27 protein-coding genes are annotated in these 23,951 nt (G+C 68.7%); 11 read left to right on the forward strand and 16 right to left on the reverse strand.

Translation table 11 applies throughout. The features are described from left to right. The first annotated feature begins 3 nt into the window (after positions 1-3). Together P1J78_RS04585 and P1J78_RS04590 are read left to right on the forward strand one after the other, a co-directional pair. Positions 4-1,050 (forward strand): NAD(P)-dependent oxidoreductase, encoded by a 1,047-nt coding sequence (locus tag P1J78_RS04585; RefSeq protein WP_275566149.1) that lies wholly within the window; start codon positions 4-6, stop codon positions 1,048-1,050. A 96-nt stretch (positions 1,051-1,146) separates the two neighbouring features. Beyond that, the gene (locus P1J78_RS04590) at positions 1,147-2,052 is read left to right on the forward strand and encodes an MBL fold metallo-hydrolase (protein ID WP_275566150.1); all 906 of its coding nucleotides are present in this window, start codon (positions 1,147-1,149) and stop codon (positions 2,050-2,052) included. Positions 2,053-2,072: 20 nt separating this feature from the next. On the opposite strand, the gene P1J78_RS04595 is transcribed toward P1J78_RS04590, so the two are convergent. From P1J78_RS04595 to P1J78_RS04655, 13 genes are all read right to left on the reverse strand, one after another. Further along, positions 2,073-3,137 carry a YeeE/YedE family protein gene (locus tag P1J78_RS04595; protein WP_275566151.1) on the reverse strand — a complete coding sequence of 355 codons (1,065 nt, stop codon included), beginning with the start codon at positions 3,135-3,137 and terminating at the stop codon, positions 2,073-2,075. Positions 3,138-3,251: 114 nt separating this feature from the next. Beyond that, positions 3,252-3,683, reverse strand: coding sequence for a DUF302 domain-containing protein (locus tag P1J78_RS04600; RefSeq protein ID WP_275566152.1), 432 nt, complete (start codon positions 3,681-3,683; stop codon positions 3,252-3,254). A gap of 66 nt (positions 3,684-3,749) precedes the next feature. After that, on the reverse strand, positions 3,750-5,006 hold the full coding sequence (locus P1J78_RS04605; RefSeq protein WP_275566153.1) for an NAD(P)/FAD-dependent oxidoreductase: 1,257 nt from the start codon (positions 5,004-5,006) through the stop codon (positions 3,750-3,752). Positions 5,007-5,033: 27 nt separating this feature from the next. Next, entirely contained in the window at positions 5,034-5,741 is a 708-nt protein-coding gene (locus P1J78_RS04610) for a c-type cytochrome (protein ID WP_275566154.1), read from the reverse strand. Then, on the reverse strand, positions 5,741-7,018 hold the full coding sequence (locus P1J78_RS04615; RefSeq protein ID WP_275566155.1) for a c-type cytochrome: 1,278 nt from the start codon (positions 7,016-7,018) through the stop codon (positions 5,741-5,743). Before P1J78_RS04615 ends, P1J78_RS04610 begins: the two co-directional genes overlap by 1 nt. Then, complete coding sequence (gene soxC, locus P1J78_RS04620; RefSeq protein WP_275566156.1) at positions 7,002-8,273, reverse strand: sulfite dehydrogenase; 1,272 nt, start codon at positions 8,271-8,273, stop codon at positions 7,002-7,004. Before soxC ends, P1J78_RS04615 begins: the two co-directional genes overlap by 17 nt. Positions 8,274-8,299: 26 nt before the next feature. Next, positions 8,300-9,997 carry a thiosulfohydrolase SoxB gene (gene soxB, locus P1J78_RS04625; protein WP_275566157.1) on the reverse strand — a complete coding sequence of 566 codons (1,698 nt, stop codon included), beginning with the start codon at positions 9,995-9,997 and terminating at the stop codon, positions 8,300-8,302. 92 nt (positions 9,998-10,089) lie between these two features. Continuing rightward, a complete protein-coding gene (gene soxA, locus P1J78_RS04630; RefSeq protein WP_374213167.1) occupies positions 10,090-10,944 on the reverse strand; it encodes a sulfur oxidation c-type cytochrome SoxA in 855 nt (284 codons plus the stop codon). A gap of 58 nt (positions 10,945-11,002) precedes the next feature. Beyond that, positions 11,003-11,332, reverse strand: a complete 330-nt coding sequence (soxZ, locus tag P1J78_RS04635; protein ID WP_275566158.1) for a thiosulfate oxidation carrier complex protein SoxZ — start codon at positions 11,330-11,332, stop codon at positions 11,003-11,005. A 21-nt stretch (positions 11,333-11,353) separates the two neighbouring features. After that, positions 11,354-11,770 (reverse strand): thiosulfate oxidation carrier protein SoxY, encoded by a 417-nt coding sequence (gene soxY / locus P1J78_RS04640; protein WP_275566159.1) that lies wholly within the window; start codon positions 11,768-11,770, stop codon positions 11,354-11,356. Positions 11,771-11,799: 29 nt separating this feature from the next. Next, complete coding sequence (gene soxX / locus P1J78_RS04645; protein ID WP_275566160.1) at positions 11,800-12,273, reverse strand: sulfur oxidation c-type cytochrome SoxX; 474 nt, start codon at positions 12,271-12,273, stop codon at positions 11,800-11,802. A gap of 125 nt (positions 12,274-12,398) precedes the next feature. Continuing rightward, on the reverse strand, positions 12,399-12,968 hold the full coding sequence (locus tag P1J78_RS04650) for a thioredoxin family protein (protein WP_275566161.1): 570 nt from the start codon (positions 12,966-12,968) through the stop codon (positions 12,399-12,401). A gap of 17 nt (positions 12,969-12,985) precedes the next feature. Further along, positions 12,986-13,717, reverse strand: coding sequence for a cytochrome c biogenesis CcdA family protein (locus P1J78_RS04655; protein WP_275566162.1), 732 nt, complete (start codon positions 13,715-13,717; stop codon positions 12,986-12,988). Positions 13,718-13,787: 70 nt separating this feature from the next. On the opposite strand from P1J78_RS04655, the gene P1J78_RS04660 reads away from it, so the two are divergent. The 3 genes from P1J78_RS04660 to P1J78_RS04670 all read left to right on the forward strand — a co-directional run bounded on the left by P1J78_RS04660 (position 13,788) and on the right by P1J78_RS04670 (position 15,701). After that, entirely contained in the window at positions 13,788-14,183 is a 396-nt protein-coding gene (locus P1J78_RS04660) for a thioredoxin fold domain-containing protein (RefSeq protein ID WP_275566163.1), read from the forward strand. 127 nt (positions 14,184-14,310) lie between these two features. Further along, positions 14,311-14,607 (forward strand): ArsR/SmtB family transcription factor, encoded by a 297-nt coding sequence (locus P1J78_RS04665; RefSeq protein WP_275566226.1) that lies wholly within the window; start codon positions 14,311-14,313, stop codon positions 14,605-14,607. A 38-nt stretch (positions 14,608-14,645) separates the two neighbouring features. Continuing rightward, a complete protein-coding gene (locus tag P1J78_RS04670) occupies positions 14,646-15,701 on the forward strand; it encodes a YeeE/YedE family protein (protein ID WP_275566164.1) in 1,056 nt (351 codons plus the stop codon). A 39-nt stretch (positions 15,702-15,740) separates the two neighbouring features. Here the strand turns inward: P1J78_RS04670 and P1J78_RS04675 are convergent, their stop codons facing one another. Beyond that, a complete protein-coding gene (locus P1J78_RS04675) occupies positions 15,741-17,564 on the reverse strand; it encodes an ABC-F family ATP-binding cassette domain-containing protein (protein ID WP_275566165.1) in 1,824 nt (607 codons plus the stop codon). Positions 17,565-17,665: 101 nt separating this feature from the next. Then, a complete protein-coding gene (locus P1J78_RS04680; RefSeq protein WP_374213168.1) occupies positions 17,666-18,385 on the reverse strand; it encodes a GNAT family N-acetyltransferase in 720 nt (239 codons plus the stop codon). 150 nt (positions 18,386-18,535) lie between these two features. Here P1J78_RS04680 and msrB point away from each other — a divergent pair, with 150 nt between their 5' ends. Continuing rightward, positions 18,536-18,955 (forward strand): peptide-methionine (R)-S-oxide reductase MsrB, encoded by a 420-nt coding sequence (msrB, locus tag P1J78_RS04685; RefSeq protein ID WP_275566167.1) that lies wholly within the window; start codon positions 18,536-18,538, stop codon positions 18,953-18,955. A 288-nt stretch (positions 18,956-19,243) separates the two neighbouring features. Here the strand turns inward: msrB and P1J78_RS04690 are convergent, their stop codons facing one another. Then, positions 19,244-19,699, reverse strand: coding sequence for an outer membrane protein assembly factor BamE (locus P1J78_RS04690; protein ID WP_275566168.1), 456 nt, complete (start codon positions 19,697-19,699; stop codon positions 19,244-19,246). A 72-nt stretch (positions 19,700-19,771) separates the two neighbouring features. Between P1J78_RS04690 and P1J78_RS04695 the strand changes: the two genes are divergently transcribed. From P1J78_RS04695 to P1J78_RS04715, 5 genes are all read left to right on the forward strand, one after another. Then, a complete protein-coding gene (locus P1J78_RS04695) occupies positions 19,772-20,338 on the forward strand; it encodes a YceD family protein (RefSeq protein ID WP_275566169.1) in 567 nt (188 codons plus the stop codon). Between the two features lie 108 nt (positions 20,339-20,446). After that, complete coding sequence (locus tag P1J78_RS04700) at positions 20,447-21,052, forward strand: DUF4833 domain-containing protein (protein ID WP_275566170.1); 606 nt, start codon at positions 20,447-20,449, stop codon at positions 21,050-21,052. 70 nt (positions 21,053-21,122) lie between these two features. Beyond that, positions 21,123-22,247 carry an inositol-3-phosphate synthase gene (locus P1J78_RS04705; protein ID WP_275566171.1) on the forward strand — a complete coding sequence of 375 codons (1,125 nt, stop codon included), beginning with the start codon at positions 21,123-21,125 and terminating at the stop codon, positions 22,245-22,247. Beyond that, positions 22,244-23,029: an SDR family oxidoreductase gene (locus P1J78_RS04710; protein WP_275566172.1), complete on the forward strand. Its 786-nt coding sequence runs from the start codon at positions 22,244-22,246 to the stop codon at positions 23,027-23,029. The genes P1J78_RS04705 and P1J78_RS04710 overlap by 4 nt, the downstream gene beginning before the upstream one ends. Beyond that, positions 23,026-23,937: a phosphatidate cytidylyltransferase gene (locus P1J78_RS04715; RefSeq protein ID WP_275566173.1), complete on the forward strand. Its 912-nt coding sequence runs from the start codon at positions 23,026-23,028 to the stop codon at positions 23,935-23,937. The genes P1J78_RS04710 and P1J78_RS04715 overlap by 4 nt, the downstream gene beginning before the upstream one ends. Positions 23,938-23,951: the final 14 nt, after the last annotated feature.

A 23,951-nucleotide genomic window follows, 5' to 3' on the forward strand; every position in this document is an offset into this window, starting at 1 on the left:
ACGTTGCGGACAACGCCCTGCCCGGCCCTCCGAAACCGGGCTTTCCCGCGCCGGCGGGTTTCAATAGTCTGGCCCGGCCGCGCCTCCGCACCCGGCGCAAGACGCGCGCGCGCCGTCGGAGGTCGCCGGACCAGACGCCCCCAGAACAAGGAGAGAGAGATGGCACAGGAAAAGATCGGCTTCGTGGGAACCGGGTTCATGGGGCACGGGATGGCCAAGAACATTCTGGCCGCCGGCTATCCGCTGACGGTCATCGCCCACCGCAACCGCGCGCCCGTCGAGGATCTGCTGTCGCGCGGCGCGAGCGAGGCCGCGACGCTGGAGGAGCTGGCGCGGGCCTCGTCCATCGTGTTCATCTGCGCGCCGGGATCGCCGCAGGTCGAGGCGATCGTCGAGGCGCTGTCGGACGGGCTCGACGCGGGCGATGTCGTCGTCGACTGCTCCACCGCCGATCCGGTGTCGACGGCGCAGCTCGCCGAGACCCTCGCGGCGCGCGGCGTCCACATGGCCGACGCGCCGCTGGGCGGCACGCCGGTTCAGGCCGAGGAAGGAACGCTCTCGGCGATGATCGGCGCCGATCCGGAGGTGTTCGACCGGATCCGCCCGGTGGTCGAGACATGGGCCGCCAACATCGTCCGCATCGGTGCCACCGGCGACGGCCACAAGATGAAGCTGCTCAACAACTTCCTGTCGCTCGGCTATGCCGCGCTGTATGCCGAGGCGCTGGCGCTGGGCGAGAAGGTCGGCCTCTCGCGCGAGACCTTCGACAGCGTGATCCGCGGAAGCCGGATGGATTGCGGCTTTTACCAGACCTTCATGGGCTACGTGATCGAGGGCAACCGCGAGGCGCACAAATTCACATTGTCCAATGCCTTCAAGGATCTGCGGTATCTGGAGAGCCTGGCCGACGATGCCGGGCTCGCCAATCCCGTCGGCAACGCGGCCAAGAACAGCTTTGCGATGGCCTGTGCCGACGGTGGCGACGGCCCCGAGGATTACGTCCCACACCTGGCGGATTTCGTCGCGCGCCGGAACGGGCTGGACCGCTAGCCGGCCGCCCGGCCGCCGCCGCCCGAAATTTCCGGTTGCATTCGCCTCCCGGCTCCCATCAAATTCAATTATCGAAATCTTTGGGAGGACAGTATCATGCACAGGCGCGAGGTATTGGCGGGGCTGGCAGCGGCCGGCGCGGGCGCGCTGCTGCCGCGCTTCGCGGTGGCCGAGATACCGGCGGGGGCCGGAACGGTGCGCACGGTGAGCGACGGCAACCTGGTCCTGCCCCGCAGCTTCGTCCTCGGCGGTCTGCCGGAGGAGGAGCTTGCGCCGATCCTGAAGGCGCACGGCGTCTCCGGCGACCAGCTGACCCCGCCCTGTAACGTCACGCTCTACCAGGACGACACGCGCACCGTGCTGTTCGACGTCGGCGCCGGCGCGACCTTCATGCCCTCGGCGGGCGAGCTGTTCGAGAGCCTGGACGCGGCGGGCGTCGCGCCCGAGGACGTGACGGAGGTGGTCTTCACCCATGCCCATCCCGACCACCTGTGGGGGCTGCTGGACGATTTCGGCGACCCCGCCTTCCCCAACGCGCGGCTGATGATGGGGCGTGCGGAATGGGACTACTGGACCGACCCCGAGACGGTAAACACCATCGGGGCGGAACGGCAGGCCTTCGCCGTCGGCGCGGCGCGGCGGCTGGAGATGGTCGCGGACCAGATGGAGTTCTTCGAGGACGACGACGAGGTGCTACCCGGCATCGTCGCCGTGGGCACTTTCGGGCATACGCCCGGCCACATGTCCTTCGATGTGGGCGGCGGCGACGGCGTGTTCGTGATCGGGGATGCGGTGGCGAACGCCCATGTCGCCTTTGCCCGGCCCGGCTGGGCCACGGCCAACGATCAGGATCCGGAGACGGCGGCGGCGACACGCACCGCGCTGATGGGCCGGCTGGCCGAGGAGGCGCGGACGGTCATCGGCTTCCACCTGCCGCATGGCGGGACCGGGCGCGTCGTGGCGGAGGGGGACGGGTATCGGTTCGAGGCCGCGGACAGCTAGGAAGGACGCGCCGGGCAGGTCTACGGCGTCACCGCCACGGGCCCCCGGCGCGCTATCAGCAGCTGCATGATCAGCGCGCCGGCCCACATCGACGCCACCGCGACCCAGGCGGTCAGCGACAGGATCGCGCCGCCCGAGACCCCGGCGCCCACGGCGCAGCCCCCGGCCAGCATCGCGCCGAAGCCCATCAGGACGGCGCCCAGCATGTAGCGCTCCATCGGCGTATCCGGCCCGAAGCGCTCGATCTTCCATTCGCGCGCCAGAAGCGCCGTGGCGGCCGAGCCGACGAAGACGCCGGGGACAAGTCCGATACCGAAGGACAGCACGACCGAGCGCTCCGCAACCAGCGCCATCAGGGTGTCGGTGGACGGCCCGGTGAAGGTGACCGACGAGATCGGGATGACCTCGAAGGACACTGCCGCGATGGCGTAGGTGCCGATCCAGCCCAGGGCCACGGCCACGCCCACCAGCATCGCCGCGATCCAGCGCGTCGCCCCGATCCGGCGATGGAAGGCCAGCGCGAAGGCACCGGCCAGTCCGAAAAGCCCGAACACCAGCGGCACCCGCGGGCCGAGCCCGAGGATCTGGCCCAGGTCCCGCGCCGCGCCGCCCGGCACCGTCCAGAGCGTTGCCAGCGCCTCGCGCGCCGGCGCGAGAATGCCGGTATAGCTCGCCTGCGCCACCAGCGTGACGACGAGCCCCGTCACCAGGGCGCGCATGTTGCCCGTGCCCGACAGCACCAGAAGTCGGCTGGCGCAGCCGCGCGCCAGGATCATGCCCGCGCCGAACATCAGCCCGCCCAGGATCGCCCCGCTGAGCGAGCCGGTGGCCGCCAGCTGGCGCGACCCCGTGACGTCGAGGACGCCGCTGCGGATGGCCAGCTGCGTGACGCTCAGTGCGGAGAAAAACGCCAGAAGCCAAACGGCCATGCGCTCGCCCAGCCGGTGCTCGGACACCTCGATGGTCGCCGCCCGGAGGCAGAACCGCGAGTGCTGCGCCGCCGCGCCGAACAGAAGGCCGACAAGCACGCCCAGCCCGCCCAGCAGCGCTGGCTCGCCATAGCTGTCGATGAGGGTTTCAAGCATGAGACCGGTCCTTTCGGGACACCTACCAGCCGGAGGCCCCGCGCGGGATGATCTGGATCAATCCCGCCCGCCCCGGTGCGCCCCGGAACGGGCGATTGCCTGTGCGCGGCCGCGTCAGCCGGCCATCGCCTCTTCGATGATGCCTTCCAGCAGGTCCTCGACCGCGTCCATCGCGCCGTCGGGATAGTCGCGGTGGCCGATCATCACCTGCCCGTCCCGCTCGGCCACGAAGATGCCGTAGGGGCAGTGCTGCAGGTTCATCGGGTCGGCCTCCATCACCTCGCGGCTGACGACGGCCGAGCAGAAGATGTAGATGTCGGCGGCCTCGAACAGCGTCACGTCGCTGCCCACATCCTCGCCCGTGCGGTTCAGCATGTCGCCGACATGGCTGACATAGTCGATCACCAGCCCCCGGTTCACGATCGCCGTTTCCACGGCGAAGGAGGCGTCCTCGAAGCTGCCGTCGTAGTCGTGAACGATCGGGTCCTGGGCCAGCGCCGGGCCGGCGAGGGTCAGCGCGGCGGCGGCGGCGAGTAGTCTTTTCATCACTTGGTCCTCTCTTGCATGGTCAGGCCCCCGGATCCCGCGCGTCCGGACCCGGGGACGCTGCAGTCAGCCGAACATGTCGGCGGTGATGCCGGCGTACCAGCCGACGGATTCCTCGTAGGTGGCCTTTCGCAGGTCGGCGTCCTCGCCGGTCTGGCTGATGAAGCCGTCGACCTTGGCGATCTTATCCGGCGTCGCCTCGTAGGTGGCGCCGACCTTCACGCCGTCGTTCTCGTCGATCAGCGACCAGCAGGTATTGGCGTATTTGGCCGGGAACACGCGGCTGCCGGTGAGCGCCCCGCGCACGGCGTTGGCGCAGACCTTCGCCTGGGAGTTGGCCGAGAAGCCGGATTTCGGCATGTCGCCCTGCGCGCTGGCGTCGCCCAGCACGTAGACATCCGGGTCCGCCTTGGTCGACATGTCAGAGGCATTGACGGGGGCCCAGTTGCCGTCGGTCACGCCGGCCAGCTCGGCGATGCGGCCCGCCTTCATCGCGGGGATCACGTTGCAGACATCGACCTTTTCGACCGCCCCGTCGATATCGACGGTCATCTCGTCCGGGTTCACGCTGACATTCGCGCCGCCGAAGTCCGGGCCGATGCGTTCGACCATGCCGCCATAGTGCTTCTGCCAGCCCTCCTCGAACAGCGCCTGCTTGGAAAACGACTGCTTGGGGTCGACGATCAGGATCTTGGCGCTGGGGTTGGTCTGTTTCAGGACATGCGCGACCATGCTGATCCGCTCGTAGGGCCCCGGCGGGCAGCGGTAGGGGTTCGGCGGCGCGACCATCGCGTAGAGCCCGCCTTCCGGCATCGCCTCGACCTGCGCCTTCAGCAGTTCCGACTGCGAGCCGGCCTTGTAGGCATGCGGCATCGCGTTCTGCGCGGTGATGTCCCAACCGGGCACCGCGCCGTCGACGAAATCGATGCCGGGCGACAGGATCAGCTTGTCGTAGGGCAGCGTGTCGCCGCCGGTCAGCGTCACCGTCATCGCGTCGCGATCCACGCCGACCGCCCAGTCATGGACGACGTTGATGCCGTAGTCCGAGGCGAGCGTGCCGTAGGTATGGCCGATCGAGGCCAGATCGCGGAAGCCGCCGATATAGAGGTTCGAGAAGAAGCAGGTGTAGTATTTCCGCGTGGGCTCGACCAGCGTCACGTCGATGGCGCCATCGCTGTCCTTGGCGATGTAGCGCGCCGCCGTGGCGCCGCCCGCGCCGCCGCCGATCACCACAACCTTCGGCTTGCCCTGGGCCCGGACCATCGGAGCCGCCAGCGTCGCGACGGCGGCCGTGCCCAGGAATGTGCGTCTGTCCAAAGTCATTCTCTCCTCCTCCCTGTAATGCGCCCCCTAGTCCTCCGGGGCCGCGAAATATGCGGCGAGCGCCGCAATCTCCTCGTCGTTCAGGCGGCCGGCGATCATGTTCATCACCGGGTGCTCGCGCGCCTTCGACTTGTAGGCGTGCATCGCGACGACGAAATCCTCCTCGGGCCAGTAGACGATCGAGGGGATGCCCTCGTCCCCGCCCTCGGCCTGGTGGCAGGTGGTGCATTCCGAGGACAGGTAGGCGCCGTATTCGGCATCCCCGGGAATCGCCAGGATCTCGGGGTCGACATCGTGGTCGGTGGGCGGCGCCGTGGGGTCGGCCTCGGGGATGTCGCGGGGCGAGGCCGAGAAGGTCCGCAGGTAGGCGATCAGGTCGGCCCGCTCCTGCGGATCGGCGATGCCGCGAAAGCTCATCCGGCTGCGCGGGACGATGGCCTTGGGGTTTTCCAGAAAGGCCGACAGCGTGTCGATATGCCATTCCAGCCCCTTCGCGCCGGCGCGCTCGAAGGCGGTGGAATAGCGGAAGCCCTCGACAGAGGCGGCGGGCCGGCCGAACACGTTGTTCAACACCGGCCCGATCCGGTTCACCGCGTCCGGGCCGACCTGGTGGCAGCCCGAGCACTGTTCGAAAAGCGCCTCGCCCCGCTCGGCATCGCCGATCTCGGCAGCCGCCGCGGCCTGCCCGAAGCAGACGACGGCAGCCAGGGAGATACCGGGGCCGGTGCGGCGCATCACTCGAAGGTCCGCAGATAGGCGATGACCGCCTCGATGTCCGCCTCGTCCCGGAAGCCGGCGAAGGACATCCTGTTGCCCTTGATATAGCCGCGCGGGTCTTCGAGGAAGGCGGCCAGATGCTCCTCGGTCCAGACGAAGTCTTCCTCGTTCAGGTCCTCAAGCGCGTTGGAGTAGCGGAAGTCCTCGATAGCCCCGGCCACCCGGCCGACCACGCCGTTCAGCACCGGGCCGGTGCGGTTCTTCGCGCCGTCGCCCACCTGGTGGCAGGCCTTGCACTTGCGGAACGCGGCCTCGCCGGCGGCGACCAGTTCGGGGTCGATCTCCTCGTCCTCCTCGGGCTGGGCCATCTCGGCTGTCGCTTCGGCCGCCTCCTCCTCGGTGCTGTCCTCGGTGACCGGTTCCTCGACCATCTGCTCGTCGTCGGCCGTTTCCTCGGCATTCTCCTCCTCGGGCGTTACGTCCAGCACGGTCGCGCGCATGGTGATCTCGACCGCGTCCTTGCAGTTCTCCATGCAGGGCTCGGTCCGCCAGTCGGGATATTCCGTCTCGGCCCGGTCGTCGACGATGAAGCCGTCGGCGTTGGGCATCTCGACATCCAGGAAGTTCTCGTCCGACAGGACGAAATCGTCCTCCACGAGGTAGTTGGAATAGAGGATGTAGGCGACGATGGCATAGGTCTCGTCCGCCGTCAGGCTCTGCGCGTCGCCGAAGGGCATCGAGCGGTGGACATAGTCAAAGGCGGTCGACAGGTAGGGCCAGTAGCTGCCCACCGTCTTCACCGGGTCCGCATCGGCCAGCGTGCCCTCTCCACCGGCCAGGCTCGGCCAGTTGCCGACGCCTTCCGCGAAGTCGCCGTGACAGACGGCGCAGCGCTCGACGAACAGTGTCTCGCCGTCCAGCACCGAGCCGGAGCCTTCGGGCAGGCCCCTGCCGTCGGGCATTACGTTGACGTCCCAGGCGGCGATCTCCTCGTCGGTCGCCTCCCGGCCCAGCCCGAAGGTCGGTCCCGGCTCATAGGCGGCCTCGGTGGCCTCCGGGATCGCTACGGCCTCGGGTTCGGCCTCGGCCGTCTCCACGGCGGCCATGTCGCTGTCGGCTGCGGCGGTCTCCTCGGCGGCCGGTGCGTGGCTTTCGGCCTCGGCCGGCGTCACGAGCTCGCCGCGCGCCGGCGCCGGCATGTCCACGACGAACTGGTCGGCGAGGATATAGGCCCCGCCCAGAACGGCGGCGGCACCGCCCAGGGAGGGCGCGAACAGGTTAAGAAACTTCGACATTTTCCGCCTCGCCGTTTTCCTTGACCCACCAGGTCTGGATACAGTTGTTGTGATAGATCGAGTTCAGCCCGCGCACCTCGCGGAGCTGCGTCTTGGTGGGCTGCACGTAGCCGGTCTCGTCCATGGCGCGCGACTGCAGGAACATCTCGCTGCCGTCCCACTCTATATCGAGGTAGAAACGGGTCAGCGCCTTGCTGTCGCCCTGCGTGCCGAGCCGCGCGGTCTCCCACGTCTTGCCGCCGTCCTTGGAGACGTCGACGCGGGTGATCCTGCCATGGCCCGACCAGGCCATGCCGGTGATGACCATCGGGCCGGGACCGTGGGGGATCGGCATCTGCGGGCTGGGCGAGGTGATGACCGATTTCGCGTCCATCACCCAGGTCCACTTGCGCGCCGTGCCGTCGGCCAGCACGTCGGTGTATTTCGACGTCTCCTCGCGACTTTCCACCGGGGCGTCCGTCACCTCGATCCGGCGCAGCCACTTCACCCACATGTTGCCTTCCCAGCCCGGCACCACCAGCCGGACGGGATAGCCATGCTCCATGCGAAGCGCCTCGCCGTTGGCCTTGAAGGCGACCAGCACGTCGTCGAGCGCCTTCTCCATCGGGATCGAGCGGCCGTTCGACGAGGCATCCGCGCCCTCGACGAAGACCCACTTGTCGGCAAGATCGCCCGCGGCGCCCAGCCCCGCCTCGTTCAGCAGGGTGCGCAGCGAGACGCCGGAATATTCCATGTTGTGGATCATCCCGTGCGTGAACTGCGCGCCGTTCAGCTGCGCGCCGGCCCATTCCATGCCGGTATTGGCGGCGCATTCGCAGAAATAGACGTGGTTCTCGCGCGGGAAGCGCTCCAGGTCGGCATAGGTGAAAACGAGCGGCCGGTCCACGAGCCCGTTGATCATCAGCCGGTAGTCTTCCTTCTTCAGCTCGATGGCGCCCGAATGGTGCCGCTCGAAGGCGCAGCCCTGCGGGGTGATCGTGCCGTCCAGCGCATGGATCGGCGTGAAGTTGATCGAGCTGATCGTGTCGGCCGTCAGCCACTCCACGTTGCGCCGGATCACGTCCGACTCGTACTCGATGGGCAGGCCGTAGGGCGTGGCGTCCACGCCCTCGCCCAGCCCCTGCGCCCAGGGCTGCACCTCGGTGATCAGCGGGTCGCCCTCGGCCTTCGCCGCACCCGCGGCCAGCGCCGCGCCGCCGGCGGCCGCGCCGGCCAGGACGCCCCGCCGCGTGACCTTGTTCTCGGGTTCACTCATGCCTCATCCTCCGTCTTGCAGGCCGCTCAGCCGCGCACCACCTGCACGTTGTCCCGCGGCTCGACCACGACGGTGCCGTGCCGCTTGATGTAGTTCTCCACCACGTCCCAGATCTGCGGGCCCTCGGTGCCCTCGTTCACGCTGGCCCAGCCGGCGACGACGTAGCTCTTGGCCGGGTCGATGGATTCGCCCGTCTTCAGCAGGGTCAGGTCCGAGATCCGCTCGCCCTGCGGCTTGGTGATGTCGATGCGGTAGCTCATGCCGCCGATCCGCACCATGTCGCCGCCCTGCTGGTAGTAGGGGTCGGGGTTGAACAGGTTGTCGCCCACGTCCTCCAGCACGATCTTGATGAATTCGCCGGTCATTTCCGTGCGATAGGCCTTGCCGTAGGTCATCGAGGTGACGTTCCAGATGTCCTCGCGGGTGATCGGCTCGCCCGGCATCAGGCTGGGGCCCCAGCGCACGCCCGGCGACATGGCGATGTCCGCCTCGCGCTCTTCGAGAAGCGCGTCGCAGATCAGGTCGTCCCAGGTGCCGTTGAAGTTGCCGCGCCGGTAGAGCAGCGAGTCGGTGGTGCCGACCACCTCCTTCAGGTCCGCCTCGTAGGGCGCGCGCTGCTCGTCGATCAGCGCCGTCATGTCCGGATCGGGCGCGATCACGTCCGAGAAGATGGGGATCAGCTTGTGGCGGAAGCCCATCATCTGCCCGTCGCGCACGTCGAGGTCGACGCGGCTGACGAACTTGCCGTTCGAGCCCGACGCCACGATGATCGTGTCGCCCACCAGCACCGGCTCGGGCAGCGCGTCGTGGGTGTGGCCCGACAGGATGACGTCGATGCCGCTGACGATGCCGGCCATCTTCTTGTCGACGTCGAAGCCGTTATGCGACAGGCAGACCACCAGCTCGGCGCCCTGCCCGCGCACCTCGTCGACCATCTCCTGCATGTTCTCGTCGCGGATGCCGAAGCTGTAGTCGGGGAACATCCAGCCGGGGTTCGCGATCGGCATGTAGGGGAAGGCCTGGCCGATGACGGCGATCTTCACGCCGCCACGCTCGTAGAACTTGTAGGGCGCGAAATGCTCGGCCGGCTCGTCCCACATCGCGTCGAAGATGTTCTGGCCCAGCGCCGCGAAGGGTAGCCCCTCGACCAGCTCGCGTACCCGCTCCTGGCCCAGCGTGAACTCCCAGTGGAAGGTCATCGCGTCGGGCTTCAGCGCGTTCATCGCGTTGACCATGTCCTGGCCTTCGGTGTGATAGCAGGTGTAGCTGCCGTGCCAGGTGTCGCCGCCGTCCAGGAGCAGCGCCTCGGGCCGGTCGGCGCGGATCGCGTTGACCACGGTCGCCACGCGGTCCAGCCCGCCCATCCGGCCATAGGTCTTCCCCAGCGCCACGAAGTCGTCGTAGGTCAGCGCGTAATGCGACGGGCTGCCGTCGGCGATGCCGTAGAGCTGGCGGAACGCGGCGCCGGTGATATGCGGTACCTCGCCCTTGTTGGGGCCCACGCCGATGTTGATCTCGGGCTCGCGGAACCAGATCGGCTTCAGCTGCGCGTGGATGTCGGTGATGTGGATCAGCGACACGTTGCCGAACGTGTCGAAGGACAGAAGATCGTCCTGGCTCAGCGCCTGCTGCGCGGCCAGCCGCGACCACTTGCCGAAGCCCGAGGCCCCGTAGAGGGCGGCCGAGGCCATCGCGGCCTGCAGGAAATCACGACGCGAGATCATTCTGGGGGCGCTCCTCGCACAACACATGCGCGTTTTTGAATAAGTCAGGGAAGAAAGCGCCCGCACGATGACTCGCGCGGGCGCTTCCGGGTTCAGTTGCGGACGGCGGGCGTCTCGACGGACAGGCCGTTGCCGCGCGAGGCGACGTAGAGCTCCAGCGCGCGGAAGGCGTCGGAGCCCTCGGCGAAGGTCTCGGCCCGCGTGTCGCGGATGCAGCCGCGGAAGCGGTTGTGCCGCGAGATCAGCGTCGCCTGCTTCAGGCGATAGGTCGGGAAGCCGTTGATCTGGCCCTGCGACAGGTGGTCCGCGCGGATCATGTAGCCGTAATTGTCCTCGTGGCAGTTCGCGCAGGACAGCTCCAGCTGGCCGTAGCGGGTATAGTACATCTCCTTGCCCTGCTCCCAGAAGGGGGCGGCGGGGCCGTCGATGGCCACGTTCATCGGCATCCCGCGGGACTGCACGCCGATCAGCGCGATCATCGACTGCATGTCGATGCCCGACCACTTCCAGGCGTCGGCTTCCATGCGCTCGGTCCGGCACTCGTTGATGAGATCCTCCATCACCACCAGCTCGCCGTCCTCGTCCACCTTCGGCATCGAGGCGGTCAGCCCCTCGAAGGTCGACACGTCGCCGTGGCACGAGGCACAGCTTTCGCCGGCGGCGCCCTCGACGGTGTTCCAGACGTCGGCGGCCTCGTCGACGAAGATCATCGCCGGGTTGTCGAAGTCGTCCATTTCCAGCGCCTGGGTCTCGTCGGCGCGGAACCGCCACCCGGAATAGATCGTGTCGAGGTATTCCATGTGGTCGGGCGCCTCGGTCTCGGTGACGATCTCGGTCTCGCCGTTGATGACCAGTTCGTCCTCGTCCGGCTGCGCCAGTGCGGGCGCGGCGGCCAGACCCAGAACCGCGGCCATCGCCGCGAGGCTTGGAGCGCAAGCTCTTAGCATTCAATTTCCTCCCTGAGTGTCGCCCGGCGACCGTGCGCCGCCGGGACAGAGGGCCCGATCAGGCGACCTCGATGGATTTCGCTTCCTCGTAGACGCTGCCGTCGTCGTCGTACCAGGTGAACTGGAACTCGCCCGATTCCGGCACGGTCGCGTCGAACTCGAAGTACGGGTTCGTCGAGATCGCGGGCTCCAGCGTGACGTCGATGACCGTCTCGCCGTTGAACGCGCAGGTGAAGCGGTTGATGATCGACCGCGGGATGACGTTGCCGTCGCTGTCCTTGCGCTGGCCCGATTCCATCTTGTGGCTGATCAGCGTCTTGATGGTGATCGCTTCGCCGGCGGAAGCGGATCTCGGCACCTTGACGCGGGGTCTAACACCTTCTGCCATGTCTTTATCCTTTCTGAGAAATCAGCCGCCGCAGCCGCCGATCGTGACCTTCACTTCCTTCGACGCCTTGACGAAGCTGCCATCGGCCATCTTCGCCACGGCCACCACGTCCTGGGTGCCGGCAAGCCGGATCCGGGTGGCGGCGTATTGCGAGGCCGAGAGCGGGCCGAAGTTGAACTGGGCCACGCCCGGCTGCGGGTTGCCCGCGGCCAGAACCAGGATCGCCTCGGCGCCCGGCGCGGACACCTCGATCGGAACCGTGTTGCCGTTCTCGGCGATTTCCGGGGCGGTCAGGGTCAGCCCTTCGCTGCCCGTCTCGGCCCCGCCGGTGAACTCGGCGATGGCGTCTTCCGTCGCCGCCACCACGCGGAACGGAAGGACCGTCGCCGCGGCCGCGCCCAGCCCGATCAGGAGCGTGTCGCGTCGTGTGATGCTCATGTCTCGTTTCCTTTCGTTGACCTGGACGGTCACTCTTCCTTCAGGGTCATCAGGAAGGCGACCACGTCCTCGATTTCCTGTGCCGTCAGCAGCGGCGGAAGCGGTTCTTCGGCCGCCTTGCCGGTATAGGCGTCGCCCGGTCGAATGTAGCCCGTCGACTTGTAGAACGACGGCATCATCGATTCGGGGAACATCTTCTTAGCGTTGGTCACGATCCCGCGGATCTCGGCCTCGGACCAGCGGTCCGCCACGCCGTCCAGCATCGGGCCGATCTCGCCGTGGAACGGCAGATCGGACAGCGCCGAGACCTCGTGACAGGCGATGCAGTTGCCCGAGCCCTTGTTCATCAACTCGCGGCCGTTGGCCACGTCGCCCGGAACGCCGGTCAGCGAGTCCATTACCGCGCCGTCCTCGAACATCACCTCGCCGGGCGCCGGCGGCTCAGCCCAGGCCGCGCCCGCCATCAGCAGGGTTGCGGCAAGGATCGCAGATGTCTTTCTCATGAGTCCTCCCATCTCACTGTCGGCATACCGTAGCGCACCGGCCGCCCGACTCGCAACATTAAATTCAACTAAGTGAATTTGGCCATATGTCGCAGGCCGGGGCGGGCGCGGCGCCGGCATCGCCGTCAGCCTTTCTGTGCGTTGATCATGTCGGCGTGGTATTTCTGAAAGCTGGGCTGCTCGAGATAGATCTTGTCGCGCACCCAGGTCAGCAGGTTCTTGGTGGTGTTCGCGCTGAACGCCCCCGGCATCACGACCAGGGCGGCATCCTCGGCCGTCTGGTCCTCGGGCACCTCCTCGGGGAACAGCATGATCGTCGGCGTGAACTGCTGGCGCCAGCGCCGCACGGCCTCTTTCTCGCGCATCGCCTCGCCGTCGAAGTCGGTCACCTCGACATCGCCGAACATGTTGATCTGGATGACGAAGAAGTCCTCCTCCAGCATGGTGGCGATGTCGTCGCGCACGAAGACCTCCTCGTGCATCTTGCGGCAATAGATGCAGCCGCGCTGTTCGATGATCAGCATCAGGCGCTTGCCCTCGGCGTTGGCCTCGGCCAGGTCGTCCTGCAGGTCCTTGAACGTGTCGCGCATCCAGGACGATTTGTGCAGCCCGTCGTCGCCGACGCCCAACTCCTCGCCCCAGGCGGCGCCTGCCATGAACAGAACCGCCGCAGCCATCGTCAGAATCCGTGTCATCTCCATCCTCCCTGTTGTCAGCCAATGTTGGGCCAGAACTGGACCATCCAGTTGGCGATGTAGTTGACGGTCTCGGTCGCGATCAGCACGCCGAACAGGACCAGAAGCGCGCCCATGACCTTCTCGATCGTGCCCAGGTGTTTCCGGAACCCGCGCATCCAGCGCAGGAACGGCCTGATGAACAGCGCGGCCAGCACGAAGGGCGCGGTCATTCCCACGGCATAGGTCAGAAGCAGCCCCATCCCCTGCCCCACCGTCTCCTGCCCGCCGGCCATGAACAGGATCGCGGCCAGCACCGGCCCCACGCAGGGCGTCCAGCCGAAGGCGAAGGCCAGCCCGATCACGAAGGCGCCCGCCACGGTGGTGCCGTCGGTGCTGCCCGCCTCGGAGCGGAACTGCCGGTAGAGAAACCCGATCCGGATCACGCCCAGGAAATGCAGCCCCATGACGATGATGATCGCCGCCGCGACCCAGCGCAGCACGTCGAACCAGTCGCGCACGAACTGCCCGAAGGCCGTCGCCGCCGCGCCCAGCCCCACGAAGATCGTGGCCACCCCGGCCGCGAAGGCCAGCGCCGAGAAGAAGGCCCGCCGCTGCACCCCCGGCGGCAGCGGCGCCCCGTCCTGCAGCGTCGCCACCCCCGACCCGGCCAGGTAGGACAGGTAGAACGGCACGATCGGCAGGATGCAGGGCGACAGGAAGGACAGGAGCCCGGCCAGCAGCGCGCCCGCAAGCGTGACGTCGAACATCTCCTCCCCCCGTATCGCTTTCGGTCAAGTCGCTTGCCGAACCGGCATCAACACATTACATTAGTCGAATATGGAGATCGTATTCAAGACTCGCAATGCGATTGCCCCGCTTTTCGCCACGGCATTCGCATTTCTGACGGCCGCCGCCGCGCCCGCCGACACCTCGCTGGTGATGGCGGAGGAAGCCGGCTGCATGTGGTGTGCCCGCTGGAATGCCGAGGTCGCGCCGGAATACCCCAAGACCGCCGAGGGCCGCGCCGCGCCGCTGCGGCGGATCGACAAGACCGCGCCCGTGCCCGACGACCTGACGCTGGACGGACCCGTCCGGTTCACCCCCACCTTCATTCTGGTGCGGGACGGGCAAGAGATCGACCGGATCGAGGGTTACCCCGGCGAGGATTTTTTCTGGCCACTGCTGCAACGAATGCTTATGGAATCGGGGATCGAGTACGATGCCGCGGGATGAGATGTTGGACCGGGATACCGGCAGAGACGACAGCGACTACGCGGAGAGCGGGACGCAGGACGGCGACACCCGCGAATCCAGCCTGCCCCGGTTCACCGGCGACACCTGCTCGGACGAGCTGGACGCGATGATGGCCAACGCGCAGCGGGCCTCGAACTTCCTCAAGGCGATCAGCCACGAAGGCCGGCTGATGATCCTGTGCCACCTCGCCAGCGGCGAGAAGTCGGTGACGGAGCTGGAGGAACTGCTCTCGGCCCGGCAGGCCGCCGTTTCGCAGCAGCTGTCGCGCCTGCGGCTGGAGGGGCTGGTCAAGCCGCGCCGCGAGGGCAAGGCGATCTACTACAGCTTGACCGACGACCGATCCACGCGGATCATGGAGGTCGTCTACGATCTGTTCTGCAGCAAGGACGCGCCGAAAAAATAGCCAAGGGCTGTCGGCGCGCGGGGGGGAGGAGACCGGCCATGCTGGACATGCTCGGCGAACCGCTTGTCGTCACGCTGATCGGGCTGGCCGGTGGCCTGTGCCTCGGTCTGGCGGCGCGGCTGGGGCGATTCTGTTCGATGGGCGCCATCGAGGACGCCCTTTACGGCAACGACGGGCGAAGGCTGCGCATGTGGGGCGTCGCCATCGGCATCGCCGTCATCGGCAGCTTCCTGGCCATGGCGCTCGGCTGGTTCGACCCGGCGCAGACGCTCTACCTGTCGAACACCTGGTATCCGCTGGCCAGCATCGCCGGCGGGCTGGTCTTCGGCTACGGCATGGCGCTCGCCGGCAATTGCGGCTTCGGCGCGCTGGCCCGCGTCGGCGGCGGCGACTTCCGCTCCTTCGTGATCGTGTTGGTCATGGGCCTGTCGGCCTATATCGCCCTGTCGGGTCCGCTCGCCGCGTTGCGCGTCTGGGCTTTTCCCGTCGCCGCGCCCGAGGGCCAGCTGCCCGGCATCGCCCATGTTCTGGGCGGCATGACCGGCCTGCCCGTCACCGTGACCGGCATCGTGCTCGGCGCCGCGCTTCTGGTATTCTCGGGCGCGAACCGCCGCCTGCTGCAATCCCCGGGCATGGTCTTCTGGTCCGTCGTCGTCGGCCTCGCCATCGTCGGCGCCTGGGTCGGCACGTCCTGGGTCGCGGCCAAAGGGTTCGAGGCGCTGCCGGTCGTCTCGCACAGCTTCGCGCGGCCGCTGGGCGATTCGATGCTCTGGCTGATGATGTCCTCGGGCCTGTCGATCAACTTCGCCGTCGGCTCCGTCGCGGGCGTCCTGGTCGGCGCCTTCGCCGGCAGCCTGATCAAGGGCCATTTCCGCTGGGAAGCCTGCGAGGATCCGCGCGAGCTGCGCCGCCAGATCGGGGGCGCCGCGCTGATGGGCGTGGGCGCGGCCGTCGCCGTGGGCTGCACCGTGGGCCAGGGGCTTTCGGCCTTCTCCGTCCTGGCCTTCAGCGCACCCGTCACCGCCGCCGCCATCTTCGCCGGCGCCGCGCTCGGGCTGAAACAGCTGATCACCGGCTTCGTCCCGGCGGAGTAGAACGTGTCGCGTGCCATCCGTTCGCGCGACACCCCATAGTCACCCCGCCGCTTCGGCCTTCTCTTCCAGGCGTAGCCACTCGGCCTCGGCCTTCTCCAGCGCGGCCTGCCGCTCGGTCAGCGCCTCGGTCGCCTTCTCGAACTTCACCGGCGCCTTGGTGAACAGCTCCGGATCGGCGAGGTAGTCGGACAGCTTGGCGATCTCCGCCTCCAGCCGCTCGATCTCCGCCGGCAGCGCCTCCAGCCGGTGCTTCTCGGTAAAGCTCAGCCCCGGCTCCGCGGCCTTTGGCGCGGGCTTCGCGCCCTTCAGGCCAGGTTTCTTCGCCGGTTTCGCCGGCGCCGGCGCCACCGCCGCCTCGCCCCGCTGCGCGCGGTAATCGCTCCAGCCCCCGGCATAGACGGTCGCCCGCCCGTCGCCCTCCATCGCCACGGTCGTCGTCGCCACCCGGTCCAGGAAATCCCGGTCGTGGCTGACCAGCAGCACCGTGCCGTCGTAATCGGCCAGGATCTCCTGCAAGAGGTCCAGCGTCTCGATATCCAGGTCGTTCGTCGGCTCGTCCAGCACCAGCAGGTTGGAATTGCGCGCCATGATCCGCGCCAGCAGAAGCCGCGCCTTCTCGCCGCCCGAGAGCGAACGTACGGGCGCCCGCGCCTGCGCGTCGTCGAACAGGAACTCCTTGAGATAGCCGACAACGTGCTTCGGCGTGCCGCGCACCATCACCTGGTCCGACTGCCCCGAGATCCGCATCTGCGGATCGTGCGTCAGGCTCTCCCACAACGTGGCGTCGGTGTCGAGCTGGGCGCGGTTCTGGTCGAACACCGCCATCTCGATGTTGGTGCCGAGCGTGACCGAGCCCTCGTCCGGCGCCAGCTCCCCGGTCAGCATCTGCAGAAGCGTGGTCTTCCCCGCCCCGTTCGGACCCACAAAGGCCACCCGGTCGCCGCGCAGCACGCGCAGGGAAAACGGCCGCAGGATCACACGCTCGCCGTAGCGCTTGGAGATCTCGCGCGCCTCGATCACCCGCTTGCCCGATTGCGGGCCCGAGTCCAGCGCCATATCCGCCGTGCCCTGCCGCCGGATCATCGCCCGGCGCTCCTCGCGCATCGCCTGCAGGTTCCGCACCCGCCCCTGGTTGCGCTTGCGCCGCGCGGAAATGCCCTCCACGGCCCAACGCGCCTCGGCCTTGATCTTGCGGTCCAGCTTGTGCCGCGCCTGGTCCTCCTCCTCCCAGACCTTGTCGCGCCAGCTTTCGAAATCCTCGAACCCCTTCTCCTGCCGCCGCACCACGCCGCGGTCGAGCCACAAAGTCGCCCGTGTCAGCGCGCGCAGGAACGCCCGGTCGTGCGAGATCAGCACGAAGGCCGTGCGCGTGCCCTTCAGCTGCTCCTCCAGCCAGGAGATCGCCTGGATATCCAGGTGGTTCGTCGGCTCGTCCAAGAGCATCAGCTCCGGCGCCTCGGCCCAGAGCTTGGCCAGCGCCGCGCGCCGCCGCTCGCCGCCCGAGGCCGCCGCGACCGTGGTGGCGGGGTCGAACTTCAGACCCTCGGCCGCCATCTCCACCCGATACGCCTCGCCCGGCTCCAGCGCGCTCGCCGCGAAATCGCCCAGCGTGTCGTAGCCGCTCATGTCGGGATGCTGCTGCATGTAGCCCACCGACATCCCCGGCGACAGCACCCGCGCGCCCCGGTCGGGCTCCACCAGCCCGGCCATCACCTTCATCAGCGTCGACTTGCCGGATCCGTTGCGCCCGACCAGCGCGATCCGGTCGCCCGGCTGCACCACCAGGTCGACGCCGTCGAACAGCGGATCGCCCCCGAAGGTCAGCGCGATATCGGTCAGTTGAAGAAGAGGAGCCTTGGCCATGCCGGCCAGCTAGTCGCACGCGGCGGAAAGGTCAATCCGCGCCCCCGCCCCGCTTCTTCTGGCCCGAAATACTCCCGCCGGAGGCAAGAAGATTCTGGCGCCTACCCCGCCACCAGGCGCAGCGCCCGGGCCCGCCCCGGCGGCACCGCCTTGATCTCCAGCCCGGTGAAGACGTGCAGCGTGTTCATGTCGTCGTCGACGACCGCGTGGTCGCTCACCCAGCCGCCCATCATCAGGTAGGTGCGCAGCAGCGGCGGCATCGTCCGCATCGCGCGCTTGGCATCCGGTTTCCGCCGCAGCCGGCTGGCGAACCGGAACACCTTCGGCGCCTTCACCCGCGGCAGCCAGCGCTTCGGCGCCAGGTGCCGCTCCTTCAGCATCGCGAAGGCGTCGAGATAGGCGTCGGTCTCGGTCCCCTGGAAGGACGAGCAGCCGAACAGCATCTCGACCCCCTCCTCGTCGACGAAGCGGGTCATCGCCCCCCAGGCCACCCGCAGGATATCCGGCTCGCGCGCGAAGTCCGGGTCGATGCAGAACCGCCCCATCTCGACCATCGGGCCCGAGAACCCTTCGAGCGCCTTCAGCTCGTAATACTGCGCCGAATAGCTCCGCCCGATCTCGGCGCCGTCCTTCAGCGGCAGCAGCCGGAAACAGCACACCAGCCGCCCGCCGCGCCCCTCTTCCACCAGCACGTGATGACAGCGCGCGTCGAACGGATCGGTGTCACGCCCGCCCGCGCGCGGGGCGGCGCCGGTTTCGGCGATGAAGGTGCGATAGCGCAGCGCCTGCGCCGCCGCGATGTCGTCCGGGCCCTCGGCCATCCGCGCCCGATACCTGCCCCGTCGCAACATGCCCACCTCACGATCATGCGGCCCGGCTTGGAATGCCCCGGCACCATCTTACCTATGATTCCGAAATCGCCTACAGACAACATGTGACAGCGATCTGACGAAACAAGCCGGAGACGCGCGATGGACAAGCCCGCCCCCACCGAGACCCGAGAAACGGTCGAGAAATCCGAGGCCGAGTGGCGCGACCAGCTCAGCGACCTGGCCTTCAAGGTCACCCGCAAGCACGGGACCGAGCGCGCCTTCACCCATGACGACTTCCCGAAAGAGCCGGGGACGTTCCACTGCATCTGCTGCGGCGCGACGCTCTTCGACCAGGCCCACAAGTTCGACAGCGGCACCGGCTGGCCCTCGTTCTGGCAGCCGGCCGACCCCGAGATGGTCGGCGAGAGCGTCGACCGGTCGTGGTTCATGAAGCGCACCGAGGTCCACTGCACCCGCTGCGCCGCGCATCTGGGGCACGTCTTCCCCGACGGCCCCGAGCCGACGGGCCTGCGCTACTGCATCAACGGCGTCGCGCTGGATTTCCGCCCAGACGACTGACGCCACGACCGCACGCCGGGGCCGGGTCAAGGATGGCCGGCAGGCCACCGCCGCAGGCGGCGCGCAGCGTCCTTGAGGCGGGCCCGGCGGGCCGCATCCTCGAATAGGCGTCTTGAGGGGCACACCTGCCCCTCAAGCGCGTCTCAGCAGACAATGCGGCGTCGCAACGGGCGCCACGTTCGGGATAGCGCCGCACCTTCTCACCCCGCACCGACCGCCCGGACGGCCGCGCAGCGGTCGGCCGGGGAAAAGAGCGCGCGGCCGAAGGCCGCTCCATTCGAGAACGGCTCAGTTGAGAAGCTGGTCGGCGGTGAAGTTGCCGAAGCTGCCGAACAGCTGGCGCAGGAACGAAATGCCCTTGATGTTGCTGTCGGTGACCCGGCGCGAGATGGTGATCACGCGGCCGTCCTCCAGCCCGAAGCGCTCGATGTTCTCGACGACCCCGTCCCGGTCGAAGGAGATCGCGACGACCTCGCGGTCGATCTCCTGGCGCTGGCGGAAGCCGTAGGCGCGGAACTTGGACTTCACGTAATACCAGCCGCCCGCGTCCAGGATGCCGGAGGCCGACGGCCGGCCGACGACTTCGGCCACGGTCTCGCGCGTGTCGACGCCCACGACGATCTGGTTCAGCACGTCGTCGGGCGGCACGTAGCCGTGGTTGCGGTCGATGTTCGAACAGGCGGCGACGAGGGCCAGAAGCCCCGCGCAGAAGGCCAGCCGGATCGCGGCGGTGATGCTGCTCATGTCGCCCCTCTTGCCATGGACTGGCCAAGCTTTTAGCTGCATTAGCAGATCGCAGCCCGAAGGTTCAAGCAAATGGACGATCCGGCCCGCCCCGTCGCCACGGCCCCGAAACTCCGCCTGTCCAGCCTGCCCCGCCGGGCGGACCAGCCGTTCCGGCTGGAACCCGATGCCGACACCCGTGCGGCGCTCGCGCAGGAACTGGGCCTGTCGTCCCTGCGCAAGCTGCGGCTGGAGGGGCGGCTGAGCCCGGAGGACCGCGACGACTGGCGGCTGGAGGCGATGCTGGGCGCGACGGTCGTGCAGCCCTGCGTGGCCACGCTCGCCCCGGTGACCACCCGGATCGACCTGCCGGTCGAACGGCTCTACACCGCCGACCCGCCGCCGCTGCCCGCGGGCGACGAGGTGGAGGTGCCCGAGGACGACCATGTCGAGGAACTGCCGGCGGTCCTGGACCTCGCGGCGCTGATGGCGGAGGAACTGGCGCTGGCGCTGCCGGCCTACCCGCGCGCCGAGGGCGCGGCGCCGGTGGAGGAGATATCCACCCCGCCCGGCGCCGCCCCGATCGAGGAGGAGGAGGAGACCAAGCCCTTCGCCGGGCTCGCCGCGCTGCGCGACAAGATCGCGAAGGACGACGAGTGATCCCGCGGGGCGCGCAGCCCCGGAGAACGGCGCCCGCGCCCTGCAATTCCCCGCCGATCCGATAAAAAGCCACCTCGCAAATACCGCAGCGCGGCATATATTCCGCGCATGAACCGCAGACAGCTCCTCGCCTCCTCTGGCGCCGCCGCCCTCGCCCTGCCCTTCGGCTCCGCCGCCGACGCCGCGCAGCTCACCAGCGTCCGGGTCGAGCGCAACGCCCGCCTGCCGCTCGTCCGCCCGGACTGGCCGGTGCCAGACGACCCGAACCAGAAATTCTTCATCCAGCGGTCGACCAACGCCAACACGCTGGTCTTCGCGGTGAACTACAACGGCGACGGCAGCGTGTCGCAGTCCGATCCGTCGCACATCTACTGGCGGCGCTACGCGAGCAACGGCGCGCGCAAGCCGCTGAAGCCGATCGAGCGGCTGATCGCCGGCGCCATCCAGGTCCGCAAACGCCCCGAGCCCGATGCCTGGGACATCATCGTGCGCCCGATGCAGCGGCTCAACATGGTGGTGATCCAGACCGGCCCGCACGAGACCCAGCTGATCGGGCATATCGGCGGCGTGCGGGCGCGGCCGATCTACTGCTATGCCGATGTGGACGAAAGCGGGCTGATCCCGCGGGTCACGGCGCTGTCGATGCACGGGCTGCTGCCCGGCGGCGGCGCCATCTCCGAGTATTACAGCGTCGCAGGCGGGCAGATCCGCTAATAACCGCTGGCGCTTCGGTCCTTCATCTGCGAAAAGCCGCATCCAGAAAAACGACAAGATCGAGGGATACATGAGCACCCCCACCGGCGGCCGCATCCGTACGGCCATCGTAGGCGTCGGCAACTGCGCCTCCTCGCTCGTTCAGGCCATCTCGTACTGTCGCGCCAAGGGGCCCGAGGCCATTGGCGTCAGCTTTCCCGTTCTCGGCGGCTACCGGCCCGAGGATATCGAGATCGTCGCCGCCTTCGACGTCGACCGCCGCAAGGTGAACCGCCCGGTGGGCGAGGCCGTGCTGGCCGATCCGAACTGCACCGAGGTGTTCTGGGACAGCCTCGACGACCAGCCCGCCCCGGTCCGCCGCGGCCCCGACCTGGACGGCGTCTCGGCCTATATGCGCAACCAGCCGCCCGAGGTCAGCTTCGTCCCCTCCGATGACACGCCGCTCACGCAGGACGAGATCGTCGCGGTGCTGAAGGAGGCGCAGGCGGAGGTGCTGATCGTGTTCCTGCCCGTCGGCTCGGTCCAGGCGGTGGAATGCTACGCCCAATGCGCGCTGGATGCCGGCTGCGCGGTGGTCAACGGCATTCCGATCTTCCTGGCCTCCAACCCGACCTGGGCGAAGAAGTTCGAGGCGGCCGGCCTGCCGATCCTGGGCGACGACTTCAAGGCGCAGTTCGGCGCGACCATAGTACACCGCGCGCTGGCGCATCTGGCCGACCTGCGGGGGGTCAAGATCGACCGGACCTACCAGCTGAATGTCGGCGGCAATACCGACTTCATGAACATGATGGACATGGACCGGCTGGCGCTGAAGCGCGAGTCGAAGACGGAAGCCGTGCAATCGGCGATGGATGCACGGCTCGCCGACGGCGACATCCGGATCGGGCCGTCGGACTACGTGCCGTGGCTCGACGACCGCAAGGTGGCCTATGTCCGGCTGGAGGGTCGGCTGCTGGGCGGCGCGAAGACCTCGATGGAGGTGCGGCTGGAGGTCGAGGACAGCCCGAACGCCGCCGCCATGGCGATCAGCGCCATCCGCTGCGCCCGCATCGCGCGCGAGCGCGGGATCAAGGGCGCCGTCGCCGATGCCAGCGCCTTCCTGTTCAAGCATCCGCCGGTGCAGCTGGACGACAGCGAGGCGCATGACCTGCTGCTCGCCTTCACCGGCGACGCGCCGGAGGACGCCGGCGCGTGAGCGGCGCGGCCACCCGGCCGGCCTTCATCACCGGCGGCTCCAGCGGCATCGGGCTGGAGCTCGCCCGCCAGCTTGCGGCGCGCGGCCACCCCGTAGCGGTCTTCGCGCGCGATCCCGGGCGGTTGCGCCGCGCGGTTGAAATCCTGCCCGAACTGAGCACCTACGAATGCGACGTGGGCGACGCACCGGCGGTCGAGGCCGCCGTCGGCCGCGCCATCGCCGAGCTGGGACCGCCCGGCTGGGCCATCGCCAATGCCGGCGTCGCGGAGCCGGGCCTGTTCCTGGAACAGCCCGCGGTGACGCACGAGACCCACATGCGCGTCAACTACATGGGCGCGCTGCACTTCGCCCGCGCCTGCGCGCCCGCAATGCCCGACGGCGCCAGGCTGGTCTTCGTGTCCTCCGGGGCGGCGTTCTTCGGCATCTACGGCTACGGCGCCTATGCGCCGTCGAAATTCGCCCTGCGCGGGCTGGCCGAGGTTCTGCGCGTGGAACTGGCGCCGCGCGGCATCTCGGTGACGCTGGCCTATCCGCCGGACACCGAAACGCCGATGCTGGCGGCGGAGGCGCGCACGAAATCCGAGGCGACGCGAAAAATCACCGCCGGCGGCGGGGTCTGGCAGCCGGCCGATGTCGCGCGCCTGATCCTGAAACGCGCCGAGCGCGGCCGGTTCGCGGTCGCGCCGGGGGCGCAGATGACGGCGCTTTTGTGGCTGCACTCGCTCCTCGCCCCCGCGCTCCGGCGCTGGCAGGCGGGTATCGTCCGGAGGTCCGGGCGATGATGCTGGCGCCGGCGGGGGCGGCGGGCGTGGTTCAGATGCTGGCGCTGGCCTGCCTGGTGCTGCTGGCGATCGGCTATCTGGTGGTGCTGGCGCTGATGTTCGTGCCCGCCACGCGTCGCGCCGCACGCGAGACCTTTCCGATCCTGCTGACCGAGACGCTGATCGTCGGCGTCGTGGCCGGGGCCTTTTTCCTCGGCGGCTGGGCCATCCTGGCGCTGGCGGTGCTGCTGACCCTGCGCACCGCCTACGAGGCCGCGCGCGTCACCCTGCCCCGCATCGGCATCCCCGGTCTGCTTCCGGCGCTGCTGGTGGCGGCGGGGACGCTGGTGCTGGCGCTTCTCGCCGCACCGCTGCACCCGGTGCTGCTGGCCTCCGGCGCGGGCGGCGCGACGATTCTCGCGATCTGGATCGCCCGCCACTTCGCCCGCGGCCGGCCCGTGCGCATCTTTGCCGAGCTCGCCGCCTTCCCCGTCCTGCCGCTCGTCGTCTTCACCGCCGCCGCCCTGCACGGCGGCGCGGCGACGCTGCTGATCGCCTTCCTGCTGGTCGAGACCTTCGACAGCTACGCGCTGCTGGGCGGCAAGCTGTTCGGCCGGCGCAAGGCGTTCCCGGTGCTCAGCCCGAAGAAGACGGTCGAGGGGCTCGTCACCGGCGCCGTGATGCTGATGCTGACCGCCGCCGCCGCCGGCGCACTGCTCTTCGGCTTCCCCGTCGGCGCCGCCGCGCTCGTCGCGCTGCTCACCGGGCTCTTGACCGTGGCCGGCGATCTCGCCGCCTCGCGGCTGAAGCGCGCCGCCGGGGTCAAGGACTTCCCGCGGATCCTGCCGCACCAGGGCGGCCTGCTGGACATCACCGACGCCTGGATCGCCGCCGGCGCCGGGCTGACCGTGCTCGCCGCGCTGTCGTGACGGCAGGCGCCGCG

Source organism: Psychromarinibacter sediminicola, assembly GCF_029168335.1.
GTDB lineage: Bacteria > Pseudomonadota > Alphaproteobacteria > Rhodobacterales > Rhodobacteraceae > Psychromarinibacter > Psychromarinibacter sediminicola.